This window comes from Terribacillus saccharophilus (assembly GCF_046592895.1).
Lineage (GTDB): Bacteria > Bacillota > Bacilli > Bacillales > Amphibacillaceae > Terribacillus > Terribacillus saccharophilus_D.
Window position 1 is genome coordinate 511038 of the sequence record NZ_JAWVPU010000002.1, and the last position, 21688, is coordinate 532725.

Here is a 21688-nt window from a genome sequence, read left to right on the forward strand (position 1 = left end):
TTTTAAAATTTTTATACCACTTGTCTGTAATATACAGTAAAATGGAACTAGTTATATAAAGACAGGAGAACAATGACGTGGCAGCAGATTATGATTACTTTGTTGAGCAAATCAGAATGAATACAGGTATCGACTTATCGCAATATAAAGAAGCGCAGATGCTGAGGCGTCTGACGACGCTTCGTGATAAACGGGGTTTCCATGATTTCAAAGCTTATTCCCAGGCAATAAGCAGTGACGGAGCACTGTTGGAAGAGTTCCTTGATCGCATGACGATCAATGTTTCGGAATTTTATCGAAATTATCAGCGCTGGGAAGTACTCGAGCGCCGTATCCTCCCTGAACTGCTGATGAAGAAGAAGCCTCTGAAAATATGGAGCGCGGCTTGTTCCACTGGGGAAGAACCTTATACGTTGGCTATCTTGCTGGATCGTCTTGCAAATGGAACTTCTTACACAATCCACGCGACTGACTTGGACCAGCGAGTGCTCGATACAGCTAAAATCGGCAGATATAATGAGAGAGCATTGAAAGAAATGCCAGCTGCAATAAAGAGCGCTTACTTCACGCAAGATGGACCAGTTTTTCAAATCAAAGAAGAGTTGAAGCAGCATATCCAATTCAAGCAGCATAATCTGCTTGCTGATGCTTATGACACGAATTATGATCTCATCATCTGCCGTAATGTCCTCATTTATTTCACGGAAGAAGCAAAAGCAGAAATTTATCAAAAGTTCAGTAAGTCACTCGGAAACAACAGCTATCTGTTTGTCGGCAGCACCGAACAGATTTTCAATCCCAATGCATATGATTTACGCGCAGTGGATACTTTTTTCTACCAAAAACAATGAATTCATTAAACATTCGTCATATAAAAATCAACATAAAAGCAGAAGATACCCATTTACATGGGTGTCTTCTGCTTTTATTTGCATGCCATATTGATCATTCTTTGATTTTAACTAATTTGGATACATGATGCCGGACAAGTTTTGGCAGGAAGAAGGAAATGAAAAATACCAATGAGAAAGCAATGATCCAGGACCTGAACCACGTGTGGTAAGGAAAAGCATGCAAGCCGGAATTGACGGCAGTGAGTGTGAAAGAAATGATGGAAGTCATAATGGCAGCAGTGACAACACTGCATAGTATGCGATGGATTCTTGTATTGACGAACATTGTTTTACTCCTTTATTGTAACTAATCTCCACTAATTATAATTAATCTTCAAAAGTTGTCAAATGGTCGAAATGACGTATAATTGGTGTACATCAGCTTTAAGGAGTGGGGGCAGTGGATGAAATGGATTATGAGCTGCTGGGGAAAATGGCAGTTTCTATAGGGGAAGCAGCGAAAATCAGTGGTATACCGATTCGGAAATTACGCTATTGGGAAGACAGAGGTTACATCGACAGCGTGGAGGAAAAGTCGAATATAACGAGAAGGTTCGATTATTTTACCGTTAAAAAGATCATCCTGATGAAAGAATTGATAGAAGACGGGTATACATTAGGTGCAGCATCCCAGAAAGCGGGAGTCCGCATCATGAAAATAAGGGAAGTATTTGAGGAACAAAATACGAAAAGATGACGTGTTCATATTGTGATATGAATTATTGTCAGAATTGTTCCCACATAATAAATAAGTTATGTTATAGTATATAAAATTACAAGAAACAGAAATGACGGAGGAATATACATGCGCTACTTAACTGCAGGTGAATCACACGGTAAACAGCTTACAACTATCGTAGAAGGTGTTCCTTCCTATTTACCGTTGACTGCATCGGATATCAATGCATCCTTGCTTGAAAGGCAAAAAGGACACGGACGAGGGAAGCGAATGCAGATTGAAAAAGATTTGGTTGACATCGTTGGAGGAGTCCGCCATGGCTATACATTGGGATCGCCTATTGCATTGGTTATACATAATGATGATTTCAAGCATTGGATTGATGTAATGGGAGAGGACCCAGTGGAAGATCCGCAAGCAGTGCGACGAATCGTATCACGGCCGCGGCCTGGTCATGCAGATTTGAACGGAGCTTTGAAGTATGGACATCGTGACATGCGGAATGTATTGGAACGTTCATCGGCTCGTGAAACTGCTGCGCGTGTAGCAGCTGGTGCCGTAGCCAAAAAACTACTGGCTGAGCTGGATATCCGGATCGTCGGCTATACAAAGGAAATTGCCGGCATCAAAGCTGTAGAATTCCCGGAATATACATATGAAGAAAGAGATAGCATTTCAAAAGCTTCTTCTGTCCGCTGTCTTGATCCGCAGGCTTCACAGCAAATGACGGAAGCGATCGATCAAGCGAAAAAAGAAGGAGATTCCATTGGTGGAGTCGTGGAAGTGTATGTAGAAGGTCTGCCCGCAGGCATTGGTTCCTATGTCCACTATGATCGCAAGCTCGATGGCCGCATTGCCGGTGCCGTGGCAAGTATCAATGCCTTTAAAGGTGTCGAATTCGGCATTGGTTTCGAAGCAGCGCGACTGCCGGGAAGCCAAGTGCATGATGAGATCGCTTGGGATGAAGAAAACGGCTATTACCGTAAAACAAACAGACTCGGCGGTTTGGAAGGCGGTATGACGACAGGCATGCCGCTTATCGTCAAAGGTGTCATGAAACCGATCCCGACACTTTATAAACCGCTGCAAAGCGTGGATATCGAAACGAAGGAACCATTCAACGCAAGCATCGAGCGCTCAGACAGCTGCGCCGTACCAGCCGCGGCGCTAGTCATGGAGCATGTCGTAGCGTTTGAAATCGCAAAAGCAATTCTGGAACAATTCCCGAATGATCAGTTTCCGAAGCTGCAGGAAGCGATCAAGAACTATCGGGAAGAAATCCGGGTGTTCTGATGGAACAAATTACAGTCAAAGCAAGTCAATCAAGCTATAAAGTATCAGTGGGTGCAGGAATCAGGCATAAATTGGCTGCGTTCCTGCCCAAGGTTTATTCGAATATATTCATCGTGTCGGACACGAGCATTGCTCCGCATTATCTTGATGATTATGCTGCTTCCCTTTTGCCAGAAGCAAAAGTGACGAAGAAGATCATAGAACCAGGCGAAGCGGCCAAAAGCAAAGACATGTATTTCGACATCCTGGATAGCATGTTTGAAGCTCAGCTTGACCGAAAAGCGTTGGTCCTGGCTCTTGGCGGTGGGGTCATCGGGGATTTGGCTGGATTTGTAGCAAGTACATATATGAGAGGTATCGATTTCGTCCAGCTTCCGACAACGATCCTGGCACATGATTCAAGTGTTGGCGGTAAAGTCGCGATCAATCACGAAACCGGTAAAAATTTGATCGGCAGCTTTTATCCGCCAGTGGCTGTTGTGTATGATGTCGATACAATCACGACGCTTCCGGAAAAAGAAGTGCGGAGCGGGTACGCTGAACTGATCAAAGAAGCGTATATCGGGGATGCTGCCTTCCTGGATGCGCTGCTGTCGCGAAAACAGCTGGATAAAGAAAATCAAAACCAGCTGATTCAGGATTTATCACTCGGCATCAAGGTGAAAACCAAAATTGTCGAGGCTGATGAAAAAGAGAATGATTTACGCAAATTCCTGAATCTTGGCCATACACTTGGTCATGCGATCGAAGCTGAAGCTGGATACGGTACATTCACACATGGGGAAGCCGTTGCCATTGGCATGCTTTTTGCTTTGGAATTGAGTGAGAAGAGATTCGGTGCCGATTTACAGCTTGGTGAATTCCGCAGCTGGCTGGAACGAAACCAATATCCCTTGCAGCTGCCTGATCTTTCGGCAGAAAGGCTCATCGCCAGAATGCAAATGGATAAGAAATCGGAAAACAAAGAAGTCCATATGGTTCTGCTCCAGGATATCGGATCCCCGGTGACGGAGAAGGTCGATCATGACACGCTTCTTCAGGCAGTCGTATCTTTTCTTGAAAGGATGAGAAGTGTATGATCAGAGGTTTCAGAGGTGCCACGACCGTTATGGAAAACGAAGAGAAACAGATCATCGATGCCACTGCGGCCATGCTTGATGAAATTGTCACGAAAAACGCGATTCTTCCGGAAGATGTAGTACAAGTACTAATCTCCGCTACGCCTGATATAACCAAGACTTTTCCGGCAAAAGCAATGCGGGTCTTTCGCGATGATTGGACTTACGTACCCGTCATGTGCATGCAGGAGCTGGATATCGAAGGCGGACTAGCTAAATGCATCCGGGTCATGCTGACAGCGCGTACCGACTTGTCGCAAAAAGAGATTCATCATGTATATCAACAACAAGCAATCAAACTACGTCCCGATCTGAAGGAGGAGCATCAATGAAAGCAAAAAAGATTTTGAATGAATTGACAGCCTACAAACCCGGAAAACCGATGGAAGAAGTTCGGAAGGAATTTGGATTGGATCGTATCGTGAAACTTGCTTCCAATGAGAACCCGTATGGATTTTCCCAAAAAGTGAAAGAAGCATTGCCATCATTTGCTGATGATCAGGAAATCTACCCTGATGGATACGGTACAGCTTTGAAAGAAAAATTGGCAGCTCATTTCAATGTAGGATTGGATCAGCTTGTTCTTGGGGCAGGTTCCGATGAAATCATCATGATGCTTTGCCGTACTTACTTGGCACCAGGGCTTAACACAGTGATGGCACATCCATCTTTCTCCCAATATCCGCACCACGCCATGATTGAAGGGGCAGAGGTACGGGCAATCGAGACGAAAAATGGATTCCACGACCTTCCAGCCATGCTGGATGCGATTGATGAGAAGACAGGAATCGTTTGGCTGTGCACACCAAATAACCCAACCGGCAACCATATTGCCAAAGCTGAATTTGAAAACTTCCTTCAGCAAGTACCGAAAGAAGTGTTGGTTGTTGCGGATGAAGCGTATATCGAGTTCCTGGAAACAGATGATTACTTTGATACCCTGGCTGCCTTGGATACATACCCGAATCTGATAACGCTCCGGACGTTTTCAAAAGCATATGGGCTTGCAGCACTGCGTGTCGGATACGGTATCGGACATCCTGAAGTCATCCATAAAATCAACGTTGTCAGAAGTCCATTCAATAACACGACGATTTCCCAAAAAGCGGCTATTATAGCACTTGATGATCAAGAATTCATCAAAAAGTCGATTGAGAAGAACAACCAAGTCAAACGCAGCTTCCTCGCATTTTGTGATGCACACCAAATCAAATACTATGAATCTCACACAAACTTTGTACTCATCTATGACCTTCCTGTAAGCGGGGATGCGCTTTTCCAGCATATGCTGTCCAAAGGATATATCGTCCGTTCGGGTGATGCGCTCGGCATTCCGAATAGCATCCGTATTTCACTTGGTACAGAGCAGGATATGACGGAATTCACAGTCTTGCTGGATCAGTTCCTGACAAGTGTGGAAGAAAGCTGATATGGAAACAGTTGTCATCGCGGGACTTGGACTGATCGGTGGTTCGCTTGCCCGTAATATCCAATTGCATAAGCGGGTGCATCTCATCGGTGTCGATCAAAGACAAAGCACCTTGGAATATGCGCTTCAGCACAGCATCATCGATGAAGCATCATCTTCTTTCCGGGAAGCCGCAAGCAAGGCGGATATCATCCTGCTCGCTGCACCAGTGTCCATTTCTGTTGAGCTTCTGGATGAGCTGGATCATATGGACTTGAAGAAAGAAGTACTTGTTTCGGATGTTTCTTCGGTCAAGGGACCGATATTCCGTAAAGCAGCATCTCTTTCTTCCGGTAAAGTCACCTTCGTCGGAGGTCATCCGATGGCTGGATCTCACAAACATGGGATCGAAGCTTCGAAAGCACATCTTTTCGAAAATGCCATTTATGTGCTGACTCCCGTGCAGCAGGCAAACGAAAGTGATATCGAACGGGTGAAAAATCTGCTGGATGGTACGAAAAGCACATTTGTGACATTGACTGCGGAAGAACATGATGAAATGACTGGTGTTGTTTCACATTTCCCGCATCTGATTGCATCAGCTTTAGTGCAGCAAGCTAAGAAATGGGAAACAAAGCACAGCTTCCTGCCGAAACTGGCAGCTGGCGGTTTCCGTGATATCACGCGGATTGCTTCGAGTAATCCTGGTATGTGGCAGGACATCTTTTTTCAAAACAAAGAAAAAATGGCCGTGTTGCTGGATGACTGGATCCAGGAAATGCAGGATTTCCGCAAACTGCTGCTGGAAGACCAAGAAAAAGCGATACTTGGATACCTGGAAGAAGCAAAACAGTATCGTGATGGTTTGGAACCTCGTAAAAAAGGTGCGATTCCAGGGTATCATGACTTGTATGTAGATATCACCGACCAGCCAGGCGCCATGCAAAAGGTGCTTACGATAGTCGCAGATGCGGGTCTGAGCATTGTCAATATCCAAATACTTGAGCTTCGGGAAGGGCTGACAGGTGTTTTGCGTCTCAGTTTTTCCGAACAGAAAATTCAGCTCAAGGCAAAAGGTGTGCTGGAAGTTTTCGGTTATGAAGTAAAGATAGAAGAATGAAGGTGTTAACAGTGACAGATATTAAATTGCAGTCGATAGACAAAGGGCTTCATGGATCCATCACTGTTCCTGGTGATAAATCCATTTCGCATCGGAGCATCATTTTTGGCTCCTTGGCTACGGGTAGGACGACCGTCCGACATTTTCTTGATGGCGAGGACTGCCTCCGGACGATCGAGGCTTTTCGTGCACTAGGTGTGTCGATTGAGCAAGATGGCGACACTGTAACCATTGAAAGTGAAGGGAAAGATAGTTTCAAAGAACCGCTGGAGCCGATATATTTCGGGAATTCAGGAACAACCGCACGGCTTTTGCTCGGTGTATTTGCTGCATTGCCGTTTCATATCACTGCATATGGGGATGCATCGTTGACGAAACGACCGATGGACCGCGTCGTTCATCCGCTTCGCCAAATGGGTGGCAAGATAAATGGCCGCGAGCAAGGTAAATACCTGCCATTGGCAGTGGACGGCCAAAGACTTTCCTCTCTTACCTATCGCACGCCCGTCAAAAGTGCACAAGTCAAGTCCGCGCTGCTGCTGGCAGGACTTTTGGCCGAAGGGGAAACGGAAATATCAGAAGACGTCAAAACGCGGGATCATACGGAACAAATGCTTAAAAGCTTTGGGGCAAACCTTGATGTTACAGGAACGACCGTAACGATACAAGGAGGTCAAAAGCTTACAGGTACGGATGTATATGTTCCGGGAGACATCTCTTCCGCCGCATTTTTCCTTGCGGCAGCATGCCTGGTACCTGGCAGTGACATCACGTTGACCAATACCGGCTTGAACGAAACGCGCACCGGCATTTTGGATGTACTGCGGGATATGGGCGCTGATATGGAAATCACAGAACATAAAATCCAAGCTGGTGAACGAATTGGCGATATCCGAATTAAATATCGTCCGTTGAAGCATACAGAAATAGGCGGGGAAATCATCCCCCGTCTTATCGACGAACTACCAATATTGGCATTACTTGCGACACAAGCCGATGGAGAGACTGTCATAAAAGATGCAGAAGAGTTGCGGTTCAAAGAAACAGATCGAATCGATGCTATTGCTTCCACTTTGCGAAGCTTCGGTGCAAAAGTGGAAACGACAGCTGATGGGATGCGGATTCCAGGCAATCAAACCTTGCATGGTTCGACTGCCGATTCATTTGGAGATCATCGGATCGGTATGATGATTGCGATTGCCAGTTTGATCGCCGAAGGAGAGACGGTTCTTACCGATGCGGCCAGCATCAATATTTCTTATCCATCATTTTTTGCAGATCTCGAGATGCTGCAAAAGTGAAAAGTCTGATCCCAAAGTGGGAATCAGGCTTTTTTGCTGTTCTAAAGCGGTTGGTTTGGGTTACACTGAAGAAAGGTTAAAAAAGCTGTTAAGCGTTTGAATAGAAGGAAGTGTTAGTAATGGAAGAATTACAAAAAGCGATAACATTTATGGAAAACGACCAACCTCAGGAAGCTGTCGATACGTTGGAGAAATACTTGTCTCGTGCCAATGAGGAAGAAAAGTTCACCATTGCCGAATTGTATATGCAATGGGGGATGCATGAAGAGGCAAAAGCTGTCTTGCTGCAGCTGGAGCAAATGTTCCCGGATGAAATGGAACTAAAGATGCTGCTGGCCGAACTTCATGTTGATTTGAATGAAGACCAAGAAGCAATCGATAAATTAGATGAGATTGTCGAAGATGAAGATTATTATGTGCCGGCTCAGATGCAGCTTGCGGATTTGTACGAAGCCCAAGGATTATTCGAAGTGGCCGAGCAAAAATTGCTAGCTGCCAAACGTTTTGATCCATCCGAGACTGTCGTCGATTTAGCATTGGCTGAGTTAGCTTTGTCTACAGGATCATACTTGAAGGCAATAACCTATTACGAAAAAGTTTATGAAAAAGAAACGGTCATGGGTGAGATCGATATTGCCTTGCGTTTAGCGGAAGCTTATGCAGCAACAGGTGAATTCGAGAAAGCATTGACATATTATCAGGAAACGGAAGTGGAGGATATTGAACAACTGTTCAGTTATGGTTTCACTGCGTTCAAACTTTCGCGTTATGACATCGCAATCAGCACGTGGGAGAAGCTGCTCAAGGAAGAAGCTGACTATCTATCTGTCTATGAGTATCTTGCCAAGGCCTATGAAGAAGAGGGGCTGATGGAAAAAGCGTTCGAAACAGCCGAGAAAGGTTTATCACTTGATGAATATAATCAGAAGCTTTATTTCACGGCAGGCCGCCTTGCCAGACAGCTTGGCAAAAACGATCGCAGCTATTTCTTGATTCGTCATGCCATTGCGCTTGACCCAGGTTATAAAGAAGCTGTTCTATATTTGATCGAGAATTTCAAGCTGGATGAAGACCATGAAGCAATCATCGAGTTATTGACTCATATCCTGGAGACAGATGAAGAAGATGCCGCTTACCGATGGGAGCTTGCACGTGCCTATAATGAAACGGAAAGCTTCGATGAGGCATTAAAGTCATATAAGGAAGCATATACTAACTTCAAAGATGATAGCGATTTTCTAAAAGAATACGGATATTTCCTATTGGAAGAAGGGAGGATGCAAGAGGCTGTCGAAATACTTAAAGAGTATCTTCGTTTGGAGCCATCGGATATCGAAGTAGAAGAAAATATCAACCGGCTCTTGTCTCAATAAATGCATTGAATTGAAATCATTTCGCTTTCTGGGAGGGGGCACATATGAATATTTCCGTTACCATGCAGGATAAGAAAACGTTCATTCGCTGGTTCTTGGATAATTACCAATTGAAACGCAGGGAAAGTGTCTGGATCTTGAATTATTTGATCAATCATGATTCATTTCTTGATAATGTACATTTTATTCGTGAAGCAAGATTCAGTCCCAGAGGAATCATCATATCCGCCCATTGTTCCGAAGAAGTGCCGTTTCGCTTTTACAAGGACAACATCGTGACAACAGATGCAGAGAAATCATTCCATGATATTCGCATGAACAAGAAAGACCCTGTCTATATTCAACTCAATTTCAAGAATTCCCATCAAAGCATGGAGTATGTCGCAGTGCTGGAAGACAATCCGTTCTTGCCGGAAGACCATTATGTGACGAAAGAAGACCGGCAGCTTGCTGCAAAGCTTCTTGATGCGTCACATTATCAATACAAGAAGAAGAAGCTGCAAGAAGCAATTGATTTCGCACTTGATAAGAGGGATGAACATAAATTCCAATTACTGAGCAAGGCGATGCGTCAATTGAAAGAAGAAGTCGAAGATAAAATTGAAAACACATGACAAGATGCGCTGTCAAGGCGCATCTATTTTTTTATCTTTCTAGCTAAAAGTATCAATAGACAAGGAAGTTTCTGCTAAAATGAATTGACTGCTCCTTTTTGAGCAAATCGGAATACATAATCGAACGAAAGGATAAGCACATCATGTACCGTCTTTTATTTCATCGCTACAGCATCATGTTATTGTTTATCATCAATCTTGTCGGAACGGTATACGGCTATATGTGGTATGGCTGGCAGCTCGAAATAACACCGGCGATTTTCCTGCCGTTTGTTCCGGACAGTCCGACAGCAAGTCTCTTTTTTACAATATTCTTAGGTTTGCTCTTGATCGGAAAACAAAATGGATATATTGAAGCGCTGGCAGTCGTTTCATTATTCAAATATGGCTTATGGGCTGTAGTCATGAACCTGCTTACGCTGGTTGTGAATGGTACGCTTTCTTGGCAAGGGTATATGCTGATTGCATCTCATTTGGGTATGGCGATCCAAGGTATCCTCTATGCACCGGTTTACCGGGTGAAACTGCGTCATCTTGCGGTAGCTGCCATCGTCGTCTTGCACAATGATATCATCGATTATGTGTTTGGCATGATGCCGATCTACGGTAATTTGATGGATTATATGCAGGTGATAGGCTATTTCACTTTCTGGCTGAGTATCGTATCGATATTGGTCGGTTACATCGTCACGCAGCACAAAAAAGCAAGAAACTAAAAACAATTCAGGCAAATACCGACATATGCGAATGCTTGCATGCATAGGCTGTAGGAACATCTAAAAAAGAGGGATGCACATGAAAAAACTGCTTCTCGTCATTGTTCTGACAGCCTCTTTTTTTGTACTTGCCAACATAGCTGGAATCATACTGCAGCCGCATTCAGAGGCACTGTCGGCATCATCCGACAAAAGTAATCAAACGTTTGATCAACAGTTGGATACACTGCCTGCATATTTGTACAATGTGACCGTACCTGATGAAAATAGTTATGGAACAGGTCGATTCTGGGGTATACTTGGTATTAGTGCAAGCATTGTCGGCACACTTATCTATGTGGGCTATAAGAAGTATCGAGCTGAAAATGACAAAAGTGTGAACAACGATCACAATAGTTGATTTTTTTAGAAATTTTGACTAAAATTGACCATAACAAGTTCCAAATATTTTTATGGAGGAATGTATATGTCACTAGGTGCTTATATTATCTATATAGCACTGCTTCTGATTATCCCTCTATGGGCTCAATCGAAAGTTAAAAGTACGTACAAGAAGTATATGAAAGTGCAAACGTCATCTTTGATGACAGGTGCACAAGTTGCGAGAAAGATACTGGACGATAATGGCATCTATGACGTGCAGATTGAGGAGACACGCGGTATGCTGTCTGACCATTACGATCCTCGTCAAAAGGTAGTCCGCTTGTCCACTGATAACTATCATGGTCACAGCATGGCTGCAGCGGCGGTTTCCGCCCACGAAGTAGGGCACGCAATCCAGCATGCCGAAGGATACGGTTTCCTGAAATTCCGTACAGCGCTGGCTCCAGCGGCTGCATGGGGTAACAACCTTTCCTTCATCCTCATCATCGCAGGTGCCATCATTGGTTCCCTGCAATTCGTAGGTTTCGGTATTGCGCTCTTCAGTATCGCAGTATTGTTCCAGATCGTCACATTGCCGGTCGAGTTCAACGCATCCAACCGCGCAATGGCACAATTGGTTTCAACCGGTATCATCCGGAATGATGAAGAACGCTCCACGAAGAAAGTATTGAATGCAGCAGCAATGACTTATGTGGCAGCGGCTCTGGTGGCTGTAGCTGAGCTTGTGCGCTTCATCCTCATGTTCTTTGTCGGCAATAACGAAGACTGATAAAAAAGGCATCCCGAGGGATGCCTTTTTTAGTTTGTTTTGATTACATTGATCAATTCACGGAGGTAGTCGGGCAAATCGGGGGGACGACGGCTGCTGACGATATGTCCATCGACAATGACAGCTTCATCATGCCAGATCGCGCCTGCATTCGTCATATCATCCTTGATTCCTGGTGTACTAGTTACATTAACGCCTTCAAGTACACCTGCAGAGATCAGTACCCAGCCAGCATGGCATATTTGACCGATTGGCTTCTTGTGGGTGTGGAAATGACGCGTAATTTCCAGAACGTTGTGAAAGCGGCGCAGCTTATCTGGTGACCAGCCGCCAGGGACGAGCAAAGCATCATATTCGGCGGGATCGATTTCATCGAATGCTCTATCAGACGTTGCAGGAACACCATACTTGCCTTTGTAGACAGTATTGTCAGCTTCACCAGCCAAATGAACTTCAGCACCGGCTTCACGCAGCCTCAAGACAGGGTACCATAACTCCAGATCTTCAAAATCATCACTTACAAAAGAGAGTACCTTTTTACCATTAAGTTCCATCATCTCCCTCTTTCGATTAGTCCTCTCCACTTTACCAATCAGACTGGCAAAATGCATGTGAAACGTCAGTCGGTATGATATGGCTTTTTATTTTCATCCAATGTAAAACCTTCACCCATCACATCGTGCACTTCGCTTAGGGCAACGAAGGCATGAGGGTCGACGGAGTTGATGATCGCTTTCAGCCTGACGATTTCATTCCGTGCTACGACACAATAAAGTACGTCGCGTTTTTCACCGGTAAAACTGCCTCTGCCATCCAATACTGTTACACCCCGATCCATCTGCTTCAGTATTTGATTGGCAATATCGGCGCTCTGGTTGGATATGATGGTTGCACCTCTTGCCGAGTAGGCACCTTCCTGGATGAAATCGATGACCCTGGCACCGACGAAGACAGCGACCAATGTATACATCCCTCTGATCAGATCAAGATAGGTGAGGACGGAAGTGACGATGACAACTGCATCGAATAGGAACATCGTCCGTCCCATCGTCCAGCCGGCATATTTATTGGCGAGCCGGGCAATGATATCGACACCGCCTGTAGTACCACCAAAGCGGAAGATGATACCAAGACCAACACCGATGAACACGCCTGCTAGAAGGGAAGCTATCAGCAAATCGTTTCCTAAGTCGATATGGAAATAATAAGTCTGGAATAAACGCAGGAATACGGAAACGGCGATAGTCCCGATGATGGTATAGACGAAAGTTGTGCGGCCAAGAAACTTCCAGCCGATCAAAAACAGCGGTATGTTAAGCACCAGATTCATGATTGCCGGGTCCCAATCGAATTCGAATAGTAGAATAAGCGTTATTCCGGTGAAGCCGCCTTCACCAAGCTTATTGGCTATATTGAAATGGACGATACCGAATGAAAAGATTGCCGCACCTAACAGAATGAACAAAATGTTCTTTATACGCAGTCTAAACATGATCTACCTCCTAAGATGACAATTCCTTCTATATTATAGACAACTATCCCTGTCCCTACAAATTTGTTTTGATAGGTAAAAACATTTGTCAAATGCCTTATTTTTAAGCTAACATGGTAATGATATAGCGAAAGGAAGATCGCGATGAATACTGTATATACCACAAAGGAAATCCAAGCACGTGTCGACGCTTATATTTCCCAATTCAAAGAAGGTTATTTTTCACCGCTCAGCATGCTTGCCAGAATGACAGAAGAAGTGGGCGAACTTGCCAGGGAAGTGAACCATACATATGGCGAAAAGCCAAAAAAAGCCAGTGAGGATGCCAATACGATAGAAGATGAACTTGGAGATATCATTTTTGTCATGACATGCTTTGCTAATTCCCTGGATATCGATTTGTCAGAAGCATTCGAGAGATCGATGTCCAAATTCGAAACAAGGGATAAAGACAGATGGACGAAGAAGACACAGGAGGACTTACATAATGGCTAAAGATACAATCAGAATCATTGTTGCAGGACCAAGAGGGCGGATGGGATCCGAAGCATTGCAGCTTATCGACCGGACAGCTCATTTCGAACTCGCAGCAGCGATCGACCGGAAAAACGGCGGAATGAAAATCAGTGATATCGAAGGTTTGCCGGCAAGCGATGCACGCATTTATGATGATGCGGCAGCATGCTTGGCTGAAGTTGAAGCAGATGTGCTGATCGACTTGACCATCCCGGAAACAGGCTACAAACATATGAAGCTCGCGATCGAACACGGCGTCCGCCCTGTAGTCGGCACGTCCGGTTTCACCGAGGATCAAGTGAAAGAGCTTGAGAAGTTAAGCGAAGAAAAAGGCATCGGAGCCATCATTGCCCCGAATTTCGCGATCGGCGCCGTGCTGATGATGCAATTTGCCAAGCAAGCGGCCAAATATTTCCCGACAGTGGAAATCATCGAGAAACATCATGATCAAAAACTTGATGCCCCGAGCGGTACGGCAGTGAAAACGGCGCAACTGATCCAGGAAGTCCGAGAACCTGCGAAACAAGGGCATCCTGATGAGAAAGAGACAATACCGGGTGCACGCGGTGCTGATGTCGATGGCATGCGCATCCACAGTGTCCGTCTCCCAGGCCTTGTCGCACACCAGGAAGTGATATTTGGCGCACCAGGCGAACAATTCACGGTCAAGCATGACAGCTTCAACCGCGCATCATTCATGTCAGGTGTCGAGCTTGCCGTAGAACGCGTCATGAAAATGGATATACTAGCATACGGATTAGAAAAAATATTGGAATGAGGCGATCAGTTTGCATATTGCGTTAATTGCCCATGATAAGAAGAAACCAGAGATGGTTCGCTTTGCGGTTGCTTATAAGGAAATGCTGAAAAAACATATATTATATGCTACCGGTACGACTGGTACACGCATCAAGGAAGCAACAGGTTTACCCGTTGAATTATTTCAGTCCGGACCACTTGGAGGAGATCAGCAGATTGGCGCCCGTATTGCCACGAACCAAATGGATTTGATCATCTTCTTCCGGGACCCGCTGACAGCTCAGCCTCATGAGCCTGATGTGAGTGCTTTGATGCGATTATGCGATGTGCATCGCATTCCGCTGGCAACCAATTTGGCGGCGGCCGAAATATTCATTCGCGGACTGGATCGCGGCGATTTTGATTGGCGTAAAATCATCCGTGATCGTGAGCCGGAGCTATGAAAAAACTGAAAATAGGAATCACTTGTTATCCGACGCTTGGCGGTTCAGGTGTCATTGCAACAGAGCTTGGCAAAAAACTGGCTAAAAAGGGACATGATATTCACTTCATCACATCCAGCGTCCCTTTTCGGCTGGATATGCTGCTTCCGAATGTGTTTTTCCATGAAGTGGAGATGAGTCATTATCCAGTTTTTCAATATCCGCCATATGACCTTGTGTTGGCCAACAAGATGGCAGAAGTGATCGATGAAGAGCAGCTGGATATCCTGCATGTCCATTATGCTGTTCCGCACGCAATTTGTGCGATACTGGCCAAAGGGATTGCAAAGCGGGATGTAAAGATCGTCACAACGTTGCATGGGACGGATATCACAGTGCTCGGAATCGATAACGGTTTACGGAAAATGATCATCCATGCTATCGAGGAAAGTGATGTTGTCACAGCTGTATCGCAAAGCCTCGTGGATCAGACGCGGGAGATGCTCGATGTCACAAGCCCGATCGATGTTGTCTATAATTTTGTGGATGAAGAAGAATATCAGCCAAAAGACGTACATGATATAAAACAGCAGTTCGGAATTGGCGAAGATGAAAAGGTGCTCGTACATATAAGCAATTTCCGTAAGGTGAAGCGTGTACAGGATGTTGTACAGGTTTTTTCGTATGTACAGGGAAAAATGCCGGCCAAGCTGATGCTGATCGGCGACGGACCTGAGTATTCCGACATCCTGCGCGATGTACAGCAGCGCGGCCTTGAAGATAAAGTCCTGTTTCTCGGGAAACAGAATAATGTCGCAGCTCTTTTGAATATGGCCGATGTTATGCTGCTGCCTTCGGAGAAAGAAAGCTTCGGTTTGGTACTGCTGGAAGCGATGGCATGCGGAGTGCCATGCATCGGTACGGACGTAGGCGGAATTCCCGAAGTGATACAGCATGGAATAAATGGGTATATCACCGGACTTGGCGAAGTTGAAAAGATGGGCGCATATGTTATGGAATTATTGACAGATAGCGACTTATGGCAGCGTTTCTCGGATGCGGCGATACAGCATGCGAATCAAGCATTCCATTCAGATCAAGTCGTCGCCCAATATGAAGCAATTTATGAAGAGGTTTTGCAATGAAAATATTTGATAAAGCATTCCGGGTCATGCAGCAGCTCGAACAGCATGGTCATGAAGCATATCTTGTCGGCGGAGCGGTGAGGGACTTCCTCATCGGCAAAACTGTAGGTGACTTGGATATCGCGACATCTGCTTTACCGGAACAAGTGATGGAAGTCTTCGATAAAGTCATACCGATTGGTATCGAGCATGGAACCGTGCTTGTACGCTATGAAAAAGAAAGCTTCGAAATCACGACTTTCCGGACGGAAGGAACATATTCCGATCATCGTCATCCTGATAGTGTGCATTTTGTTACCGATATAACAGCTGACCTTGCCCGGCGTGATTATACGGTGAATGCAATCGCGATGAATAGAGATGAAGAATTGGTGGATCCATTTGATGGCAGAGGCGCGATAACCAATGAAAAGCTGGTAACAGTCGGCAAGGCCTTCGATCGGTTTGAAGAAGATCCGCTGCGCATGATGCGGGGCGTAAGATTCGTTTCCCAGCTTGGATACAAGCTGGATCATGATGCGCGTAAAGTCATGGAAGAACAGCGTCTTTGGCTGAAACGGATAGCAATAGAGCGTGTGGCAGTCGAGATGGAAAAGTTATGCGGCGGCAGCCATGTGAAGAAGGCTGTCGAACTGCTCGTTGATACAAAGCTCTGGGAAGCAATGCCGATTTTTTGTGATCATCCTGAGCTGATGGATGAACTATCACAAGATATCAAGCCTCTTGGCAGTTTGGCGGAGTGGGTTGCCCTTTGCTCCCTTAAAAGCGGCAGACCTGTCATGGATTGGGTGAAAGAATGGAAGCTTTCAAACGCTATCAAACAAGATGCTTTGAACTTGGTGAATATCATGCACAGCAAACTGGATGCATGGTCGGTTTATCAGCTTCCTGGCCATCTTGATGCAAGTTATATTCGCTTGATGGAAATCTGTAAGCATACAGAAGTGCTGGATGAGCTATCTTCCTTCAGAACCCAACTGCCCATCCGTGGCAGTTCGGAACTATCGATATCAGGAAAAGATTTGATCAGCTGGTTCCCTGACAGAAAAAAAGGAAGCTGGATCCGTGATCTGCTGCTTGCTTGTGAAAAAGCGGTGGTGGAAAACAAGGTCAAAAATGATAGGATACAGCTGAAGGAGTGGATCATGCATGAATACGACGCGTAATCGTCTGATAAGGATCCTTCAGGAGCATGAAACGACACATGTTTCCGGTCAGTATCTATCTGCACAGCTCGGTATTTCCAGAGCTGCTGTGTGGAAACATATGAAAGCACTGGAAGCGGACGGATATGACATAGATGCTGTTCCGCGCAAAGGCTATCAAGTAAGACGTTCACCTGATAAACTGAGCAAAAACACGCTAAACTGGCAGCTTGATACCAAATGGATAGGACGCAAGATCGTTTTTGAAGAAGAGCTTGATTCCACGCAAGCATTGGCCAAGACGCTGGCTGATCAAGGTGCTGTCCATGGTACGGTTGTGATTGCCGATCAGCAGACGAACGGGAAGGGTACAAAAGGCCGCTCATGGCATTCCCCTTCAGGCACTGGTATATGGATGAGCTTGATCATACGCCCTGAATTCGGACCGCGTGAAGCCGCACAGCTGACACTTGCAGCAGCAGTTGCCATTGCGCGCGTTTTTCGGAAACTTGAGATAAATGCCAACATCAAATGGCCGAATGATATCTATCTTAACGGAAAAAAACTAGCCGGAATCTTGACAGAGATGCAGGCAGAGCAGGATTACATTCAGCATATCGTACTTGGAATCGGAATCAATATCAATCAGGCCGCATCAGAGGTTGCACCGGATATCCGCAATAAAGCGACATCCCTGCACATCGAGACAGGCAAGGTATGGAAGCGGCAGGAACTGATTCATTTGATCTGGAAAGAGCTCGAAGAAGTTTATGCACTCTATACACAAAGCGGATTTCATGTCATCCGGGACGAATGGATGCAATTTGCTTTCCGCATAGGTCACCGTGTAATTGCAACGACACCAACAGCAGTGATGGAAGCGATTTTCAAAGGGATCGGCGAAGACGGCGAGCTGCTGCTGGAAAATGATGATGGCACATTGGTACATCTATATTCTGCTGAATTGGAATGGAAAGAGAAGTAGCACCTGATTTCCAAAGCTGCAGTAAAAGAATTTATTAAAGACAAAACAAGTGGTAGAATAGACTACGTGAAAATTTATTGTCTGACCTGCGTAAAGTGAATGGAAGCTAAAATGTGTATCAGGAAAGTGCATCAGCTTGCTGTATTGATTATGGTGGTATTTTAAGAAGAGACGCGCTCTCCTGACCCCCTTTCATATAAGGATCTTTCCCAAAACGCTGATTGCAGAAGTGAATCGAGATAATCCAGCAATAAGTAAGGATATGAGTTTCATGAGCGCAGGTAAGTATACTGTCTCATGAAAAAGTTCTGATTGTGAACAATAGTAGTGGGGGTCCATTTTATTGAGTGAGCGGTTTATCAGTAGTTGTCACTAAGGCGCAGCTGCGCTCTTGAATACTGGATGATGCAGTGCTCCCCGCTTTCTCAACTTCAAGCCGGGAGTGATATTTACGGATGAAGAGGAACCAGGCTGACAGATCATCGGGCAATGCTTGTCGCTTGCTGTTGTGCTGTAATGGCGGCTAACAATCGGACGATAAGACTCTTATCATGGATAAGGGTCTTTCTTTTCTAAGCAGTATGGAGGGTGGAGTATGGAAAAATTTGTAGTGGTGGATCTAGAAACAACAGGACATGCGCCGTCGAATGGCGATAAAATCATAGAGGTCGGGATTGTCGTCATCCAAGGACGTGTGATCACGGATCAATTTCAGACGATGCTGGATCCCGGTATGCCGATTCCACCTTTCATTTCCCAGCTTACCGGTATTGCTGATGAAGATGTAGCTGGAGCTCCGCAATTCGAAGATGTTGCTGAAGAAATTGCAGCTTTTTTCGAAGACAGCTATGTGGTTGCACATAATGCGAACTTTGATTTGCGTTTTTTGAATAGTGCTTTGGAATTGGCTGGACTGGCACCGATCAAACGGCCGGTCCTCGACACAGTGGAGCTGGCGCGCATCATGCTGCCGACCGCTCCCAGCTATAAATTGAGTGTGCTGAGTGAACATTTGTCTTTCGAGCATGATCAGCCGCATCGGGCGCTGTCGGATACGCTCGTAACAGCAGAGCTGCTGTTATCTTTGCTGGATGATTTAAGCAAGCTGCCGTATGAAACGGTCTCGCATTTGCTCGCGCTGGAGAAAGCTTTGAAGAGTGACTTGCGGAGCTTGCTTGAAAATCGGCTGGAGGAGCTTGCTTTTGAGGAAACGGATGATGCTCTGGAAGTGTATCGCGGACTGGCTATCCGGAAGGTGCCGGATACGGAAGCATCAACTTCTACTGTCACGCAGTCCTTCGGTGAAATAGCCGATCAGCTTTACCGACAGGACGGCTTGCTGTCTCAGGGGAAGAAAGGATATGAACCAAGAAAAAGTCAGGTTGAAATGAGTGAGCAGATTTATGATGTCTTTCAATCGGACCAACATGCGCTGCTGGAAGCGGAAACTGGTACTGGTAAATCACTCGCTTATCTTTTGCCAGCTGTTTATTCTGCAGTGAAAAGTAAAAGCAGGATCGTCATCAGTACGCATTTGACACAGCTGCAGGCACAGTTGATGGACAAGGAAATCCCGCTGCTGCAACGTATGCTGCCATTCTCCTTCAAAACTGCGCTGCTGAAGGGGAAACAGCATTATCTGAGCCTCAGCCGATTTGAATCCGAACTGCAGCAAACGGCAAATGATAATTATGATATCACCCTTACCAAAGCAATCTTGCTTGTATGGCTAACGATGACCGAAACCGGGGATATTGATGAAGTGAACTTGCCTTCAAGCGGCAAACGGTTCTTCCAGCATATGTCTGCGGATGCAGAAGACACACAAGATCCATTTTCACCTTGGTTTTCCCGTTCTTTCTACCAGCGCGCCAAAAAAGCAGCGTGGCAGGCGGATGTGATCGTCACGAATCATGCTTTGCTTTGCAGCGATATGCAGGAAGGATTCCAATTGCTGCCATCTTACCAACGTGTGATAATCGATGAAGCGCATCATTTCGAAGCAACAGCTGCGAAGCATTTTGGTTTGGCTTTGGATTATGTGTCCATCCACCATATGCTGTCACATGCGAATGCAGTGTATGAAAAAGCGACGGATGATTTGCCGAATACACAGGTGGAGATGCTGACATGGTCAAGCTTATATGATCAAACAAAGGTCGAAGCAGACGACATGTTCCGCTATATCCATGATTTTGTATTGTCGCAGCACAAGAAAAAGCTTGGAACCAATGACATAGGGCGGCTACAGCTGCGACTGGACGAAGTCAGGGAATCCAAACAGATGCTTGTTATTGCCGAGATGAGCAGCCGATTGTTATTCGGCGTCAGGGACTGTATCCATCATCTGCTGCAGCTGGTGAAAATGGCTGATAAGCAAGGGGATAAGAAAGTTTCGGATTCTTTGCGTAATGCAGTCGATCAGCTGCAAGCAATCATCGATAATATTGAACGAATGTTCCTCGTATTCGATGACGAGGAAGTCAAATGGATCGAAGTCGATATGTATGGTGCACGAAATGCTGTTTATTTGTACAGCGAACCATTGGATATTGGCGACTTGCTGCTCGAGCATTTCTTTGCCGAAAAGAAAAGTGTCATCCTGACGAGTGCGACTTTGACGATGAAGCAATCCTTCGAGTTCATCCAAAAGCAGCTTGGCTTGGATGAGCAGACGGTGACGAGACGTTTTGATTCCCCTTATTCCTATCAAGACCAAGTACAGCTGCTTGTTCCGAATGACTTTCCGGATGTCAGGGGAAAAGATAATTATCCTTTCATTTACGCCGTATGTGAAGCGGTTCTCAGTCTTGCATCGATCACTGACGGCCGGATGCTTGTGTTATTCACGTCGTACGATATGCTGAAAAAAGCCTATGGTCTCCTGAAGGAACTCACAGAAGACCAGGATTATACGTTGATTGCCCAAGGTATCACGAGCGGCAGTCGCGACCGGTTGAAAAAGAACTTCCAGAGCAATAAAAAAGCCATCCTTTTCGGGACAAGTTCCTTCTGGGAAGGTGTTGATATCCCGGGGGATGATTTAAGCTGTCTAGTCATCGTCCGCTTGCCATTCCAGCCGCCTGATCATCCAATTTATGAAGCAAAAGCAGCCAAACTGAAAGCAGCAGGCAAAAACGCCTTCATGGAGCTTGCGCTGCCCAATGCCGTAATCCGCTTCAAGCAAGGCTTCGGCAGGCTGATTCGTTCCTCAAGCGACAGGGGGATTGTGTTCGTTTGCGATGACAGGATGATGAAGACTAGATACGGCAGTTATTTCACTGCTTCCATACCTGCTGTGCCGACGCATTATAAGAGTACAGGAGAGCTTTTGGAGCTGGCAGAGGGATGGTTATAAAAAAAAGTGCGCCGCTAAGGACGCACAACTGCTGGGGAAAAGGAAGAATTTTGTTGAAAAAACTTTGAACTCGTCTTAGAATTACACCAGGACTACTGGTATAATAAGAATTGGATTGCTTCTCAACATACATTAGTTTGCTGCAGAAAGCTATCTCTATGAGTAACAAATCATGTAAATGGATTGCTCGGAGGTTAC

Annotated in this window: 23 protein-coding genes; 20 read left to right on the forward strand and 3 right to left on the reverse strand. The window is 45.4% G+C overall.

What is annotated here, in order from left to right; translation table 11 throughout:
• The first annotated feature begins 77 nt into the window (after positions 1-77).
• Positions 78-851: a CheR family methyltransferase gene (locus SFC66_RS08415; protein ID WP_411218250.1), complete on the forward strand. Its 774-nt coding sequence runs from the start codon at positions 78-80 to the stop codon at positions 849-851.
• A gap of 94 nt (positions 852-945) precedes the next feature.
• Here SFC66_RS08415 and SFC66_RS08420 read toward each other — a convergent pair whose 3' ends face one another.
• Positions 946-1179, reverse strand: coding sequence for a DUF2798 domain-containing protein (locus SFC66_RS08420; protein ID WP_411218251.1), 234 nt, complete (start codon positions 1177-1179; stop codon positions 946-948).
• Between the two features lie 123 nt (positions 1180-1302).
• Here SFC66_RS08420 and SFC66_RS08425 point away from each other — a divergent pair, with 123 nt between their 5' ends.
• From SFC66_RS08425 to SFC66_RS08480, 12 genes are all read left to right on the forward strand, one after another.
• A complete protein-coding gene (locus SFC66_RS08425) occupies positions 1303-1590 on the forward strand; it encodes a MerR family transcriptional regulator (protein WP_411218719.1) in 288 nt (95 codons plus the stop codon).
• Between the two features lie 108 nt (positions 1591-1698).
• Positions 1699-2865, forward strand: coding sequence for a chorismate synthase (aroC, locus tag SFC66_RS08430; protein ID WP_411218252.1), 1167 nt, complete (start codon positions 1699-1701; stop codon positions 2863-2865).
• Positions 2865-3944: a 3-dehydroquinate synthase gene (aroB, locus tag SFC66_RS08435; protein WP_411218253.1), complete on the forward strand. Its 1080-nt coding sequence runs from the start codon at positions 2865-2867 to the stop codon at positions 3942-3944. Before aroC ends, aroB begins: the two co-directional genes overlap by 1 nt.
• Positions 3941-4315, forward strand: coding sequence for a chorismate mutase (gene aroH / locus SFC66_RS08440; protein WP_411218254.1), 375 nt, complete (start codon positions 3941-3943; stop codon positions 4313-4315). The genes aroB and aroH overlap by 4 nt, the downstream gene beginning before the upstream one ends.
• Positions 4312-5412, forward strand: coding sequence for a histidinol-phosphate transaminase (hisC, locus tag SFC66_RS08445; RefSeq protein ID WP_411218255.1), 1101 nt, complete (start codon positions 4312-4314; stop codon positions 5410-5412). Before aroH ends, hisC begins: the two co-directional genes overlap by 4 nt.
• Position 5413: 1 nt before the next feature.
• Positions 5414-6511 carry a prephenate dehydrogenase gene (locus tag SFC66_RS08450; RefSeq protein WP_411218256.1) on the forward strand — a complete coding sequence of 366 codons (1098 nt, stop codon included), beginning with the start codon at positions 5414-5416 and terminating at the stop codon, positions 6509-6511.
• A gap of 11 nt (positions 6512-6522) precedes the next feature.
• Entirely contained in the window at positions 6523-7812 is a 1290-nt protein-coding gene (aroA, locus tag SFC66_RS08455; RefSeq protein WP_411218257.1) for a 3-phosphoshikimate 1-carboxyvinyltransferase, read from the forward strand.
• 119 nt (positions 7813-7931) lie between these two features.
• Positions 7932-9185 (forward strand): tetratricopeptide repeat protein, encoded by a 1254-nt coding sequence (locus SFC66_RS08460; protein WP_411218258.1) that lies wholly within the window; start codon positions 7932-7934, stop codon positions 9183-9185.
• Positions 9186-9229: 44 nt separating this feature from the next.
• A complete protein-coding gene (locus tag SFC66_RS08465) occupies positions 9230-9799 on the forward strand; it encodes a ReoY family proteolytic degradation factor (protein WP_411218259.1) in 570 nt (189 codons plus the stop codon).
• Between the two features lie 143 nt (positions 9800-9942).
• Positions 9943-10515 (forward strand): lipoprotein heptaprenylglyceryl N-acetyltransferase LhaT, encoded by a 573-nt coding sequence (lhaT, locus tag SFC66_RS08470; RefSeq protein ID WP_411218260.1) that lies wholly within the window; start codon positions 9943-9945, stop codon positions 10513-10515.
• A gap of 79 nt (positions 10516-10594) precedes the next feature.
• A complete protein-coding gene (locus tag SFC66_RS08475; protein ID WP_411218261.1) occupies positions 10595-10915 on the forward strand; it encodes a sporulation protein YpjB in 321 nt (106 codons plus the stop codon).
• Positions 10916-10981: 66 nt separating this feature from the next.
• Positions 10982-11668 carry a zinc metallopeptidase gene (locus SFC66_RS08480; protein WP_411218262.1) on the forward strand — a complete coding sequence of 229 codons (687 nt, stop codon included), beginning with the start codon at positions 10982-10984 and terminating at the stop codon, positions 11666-11668.
• A 29-nt stretch (positions 11669-11697) separates the two neighbouring features.
• Here the strand turns inward: SFC66_RS08480 and SFC66_RS08485 are convergent, their stop codons facing one another.
• Entirely contained in the window at positions 11698-12222 is a 525-nt protein-coding gene (locus SFC66_RS08485; RefSeq protein ID WP_411218720.1) for a type 1 glutamine amidotransferase domain-containing protein, read from the reverse strand.
• Between the two features lie 65 nt (positions 12223-12287).
• Positions 12288-13160 (reverse strand): YitT family protein, encoded by an 873-nt coding sequence (locus SFC66_RS08490; protein ID WP_411218263.1) that lies wholly within the window; start codon positions 13158-13160, stop codon positions 12288-12290.
• A gap of 144 nt (positions 13161-13304) precedes the next feature.
• Between SFC66_RS08490 and SFC66_RS08495 the strand changes: the two genes are divergently transcribed.
• The 7 genes from SFC66_RS08495 to dinG all read left to right on the forward strand — a co-directional run bounded on the left by SFC66_RS08495 (position 13305) and on the right by dinG (position 21490).
• On the forward strand, positions 13305-13655 hold the full coding sequence (locus tag SFC66_RS08495; RefSeq protein ID WP_411218264.1) for a nucleotide pyrophosphohydrolase: 351 nt from the start codon (positions 13305-13307) through the stop codon (positions 13653-13655).
• Complete coding sequence (gene dapB / locus SFC66_RS08500; protein ID WP_411218265.1) at positions 13648-14454, forward strand: 4-hydroxy-tetrahydrodipicolinate reductase; 807 nt, start codon at positions 13648-13650, stop codon at positions 14452-14454. The genes SFC66_RS08495 and dapB overlap by 8 nt, the downstream gene beginning before the upstream one ends.
• Positions 14455-14464: 10 nt before the next feature.
• Positions 14465-14878, forward strand: a complete 414-nt coding sequence (mgsA, locus tag SFC66_RS08505) for a methylglyoxal synthase (protein ID WP_411218266.1) — start codon at positions 14465-14467, stop codon at positions 14876-14878.
• Positions 14875-16002, forward strand: a complete 1128-nt coding sequence (bshA, locus tag SFC66_RS08510; protein WP_411218267.1) for an N-acetyl-alpha-D-glucosaminyl L-malate synthase BshA — start codon at positions 14875-14877, stop codon at positions 16000-16002. Before mgsA ends, bshA begins: the two co-directional genes overlap by 4 nt.
• Positions 15999-17168 carry a CCA tRNA nucleotidyltransferase gene (locus SFC66_RS08515; protein WP_411218268.1) on the forward strand — a complete coding sequence of 390 codons (1170 nt, stop codon included), beginning with the start codon at positions 15999-16001 and terminating at the stop codon, positions 17166-17168. Before bshA ends, SFC66_RS08515 begins: the two co-directional genes overlap by 4 nt.
• Positions 17152-18132 carry a biotin--[acetyl-CoA-carboxylase] ligase gene (locus tag SFC66_RS08520; RefSeq protein WP_411218269.1) on the forward strand — a complete coding sequence of 327 codons (981 nt, stop codon included), beginning with the start codon at positions 17152-17154 and terminating at the stop codon, positions 18130-18132. Before SFC66_RS08515 ends, SFC66_RS08520 begins: the two co-directional genes overlap by 17 nt.
• A gap of 595 nt (positions 18133-18727) precedes the next feature.
• Positions 18728-21490, forward strand: a complete 2763-nt coding sequence (gene dinG / locus SFC66_RS08525) for an ATP-dependent DNA helicase DinG (RefSeq protein ID WP_411218270.1) — start codon at positions 18728-18730, stop codon at positions 21488-21490.
• Positions 21491-21688: the final 198 nt, after the last annotated feature.

Bases quoted from the DNA above. Each gene is read 5' to 3' on its own strand.
- SFC66_RS08420 (WP_411218251.1), bottom strand. From the start codon at position 1,179: ATGTTCGTCAATACAAGAATCCATCGCATACTATGCAGTGTTGTCACT.
- SFC66_RS08425 (WP_411218719.1), top strand. From the start codon at position 1,303: ATGGATTATGAGCTGCTGGGGAAAATGGCAGTTTCTATAGGGGAAGCA.
- aroC (WP_411218252.1), top strand. From the start codon at position 1,699: ATGCGCTACTTAACTGCAGGTGAATCACACGGTAAACAGCTTACAACT.
- aroB (WP_411218253.1), top strand. From the start codon at position 2,865: ATGGAACAAATTACAGTCAAAGCAAGTCAATCAAGCTATAAAGTATCA.
- aroH (WP_411218254.1), top strand. From the start codon at position 3,941: ATGATCAGAGGTTTCAGAGGTGCCACGACCGTTATGGAAAACGAAGAG.
- hisC (WP_411218255.1), top strand. From the start codon at position 4,312: ATGAAAGCAAAAAAGATTTTGAATGAATTGACAGCCTACAAACCCGGA.
- SFC66_RS08450 (WP_411218256.1), top strand. From the start codon at position 5,414: ATGGAAACAGTTGTCATCGCGGGACTTGGACTGATCGGTGGTTCGCTT.
- SFC66_RS08460 (WP_411218258.1), top strand. From the start codon at position 7,932: ATGGAAGAATTACAAAAAGCGATAACATTTATGGAAAACGACCAACCT.
- SFC66_RS08465 (WP_411218259.1), top strand. From the start codon at position 9,230: ATGAATATTTCCGTTACCATGCAGGATAAGAAAACGTTCATTCGCTGG.
- lhaT (WP_411218260.1), top strand. From the start codon at position 9,943: ATGTACCGTCTTTTATTTCATCGCTACAGCATCATGTTATTGTTTATC.
- SFC66_RS08475 (WP_411218261.1), top strand. From the start codon at position 10,595: ATGAAAAAACTGCTTCTCGTCATTGTTCTGACAGCCTCTTTTTTTGTA.
- SFC66_RS08480 (WP_411218262.1), top strand. From the start codon at position 10,982: ATGTCACTAGGTGCTTATATTATCTATATAGCACTGCTTCTGATTATC.
- SFC66_RS08485 (WP_411218720.1), bottom strand. From the start codon at position 12,222: ATGGAACTTAATGGTAAAAAGGTACTCTCTTTTGTAAGTGATGATTTT.
- SFC66_RS08490 (WP_411218263.1), bottom strand. From the start codon at position 13,160: ATGTTTAGACTGCGTATAAAGAACATTTTGTTCATTCTGTTAGGTGCG.
- SFC66_RS08495 (WP_411218264.1), top strand. From the start codon at position 13,305: ATGAATACTGTATATACCACAAAGGAAATCCAAGCACGTGTCGACGCT.
- dapB (WP_411218265.1), top strand. From the start codon at position 13,648: ATGGCTAAAGATACAATCAGAATCATTGTTGCAGGACCAAGAGGGCGG.
- bshA (WP_411218267.1), top strand. From the start codon at position 14,875: ATGAAAAAACTGAAAATAGGAATCACTTGTTATCCGACGCTTGGCGGT.
- SFC66_RS08515 (WP_411218268.1), top strand. From the start codon at position 15,999: ATGAAAATATTTGATAAAGCATTCCGGGTCATGCAGCAGCTCGAACAG.
- SFC66_RS08520 (WP_411218269.1), top strand. From the start codon at position 17,152: ATGAATACGACGCGTAATCGTCTGATAAGGATCCTTCAGGAGCATGAA.
- dinG (WP_411218270.1), top strand. From the start codon at position 18,728: ATGGAAAAATTTGTAGTGGTGGATCTAGAAACAACAGGACATGCGCCG.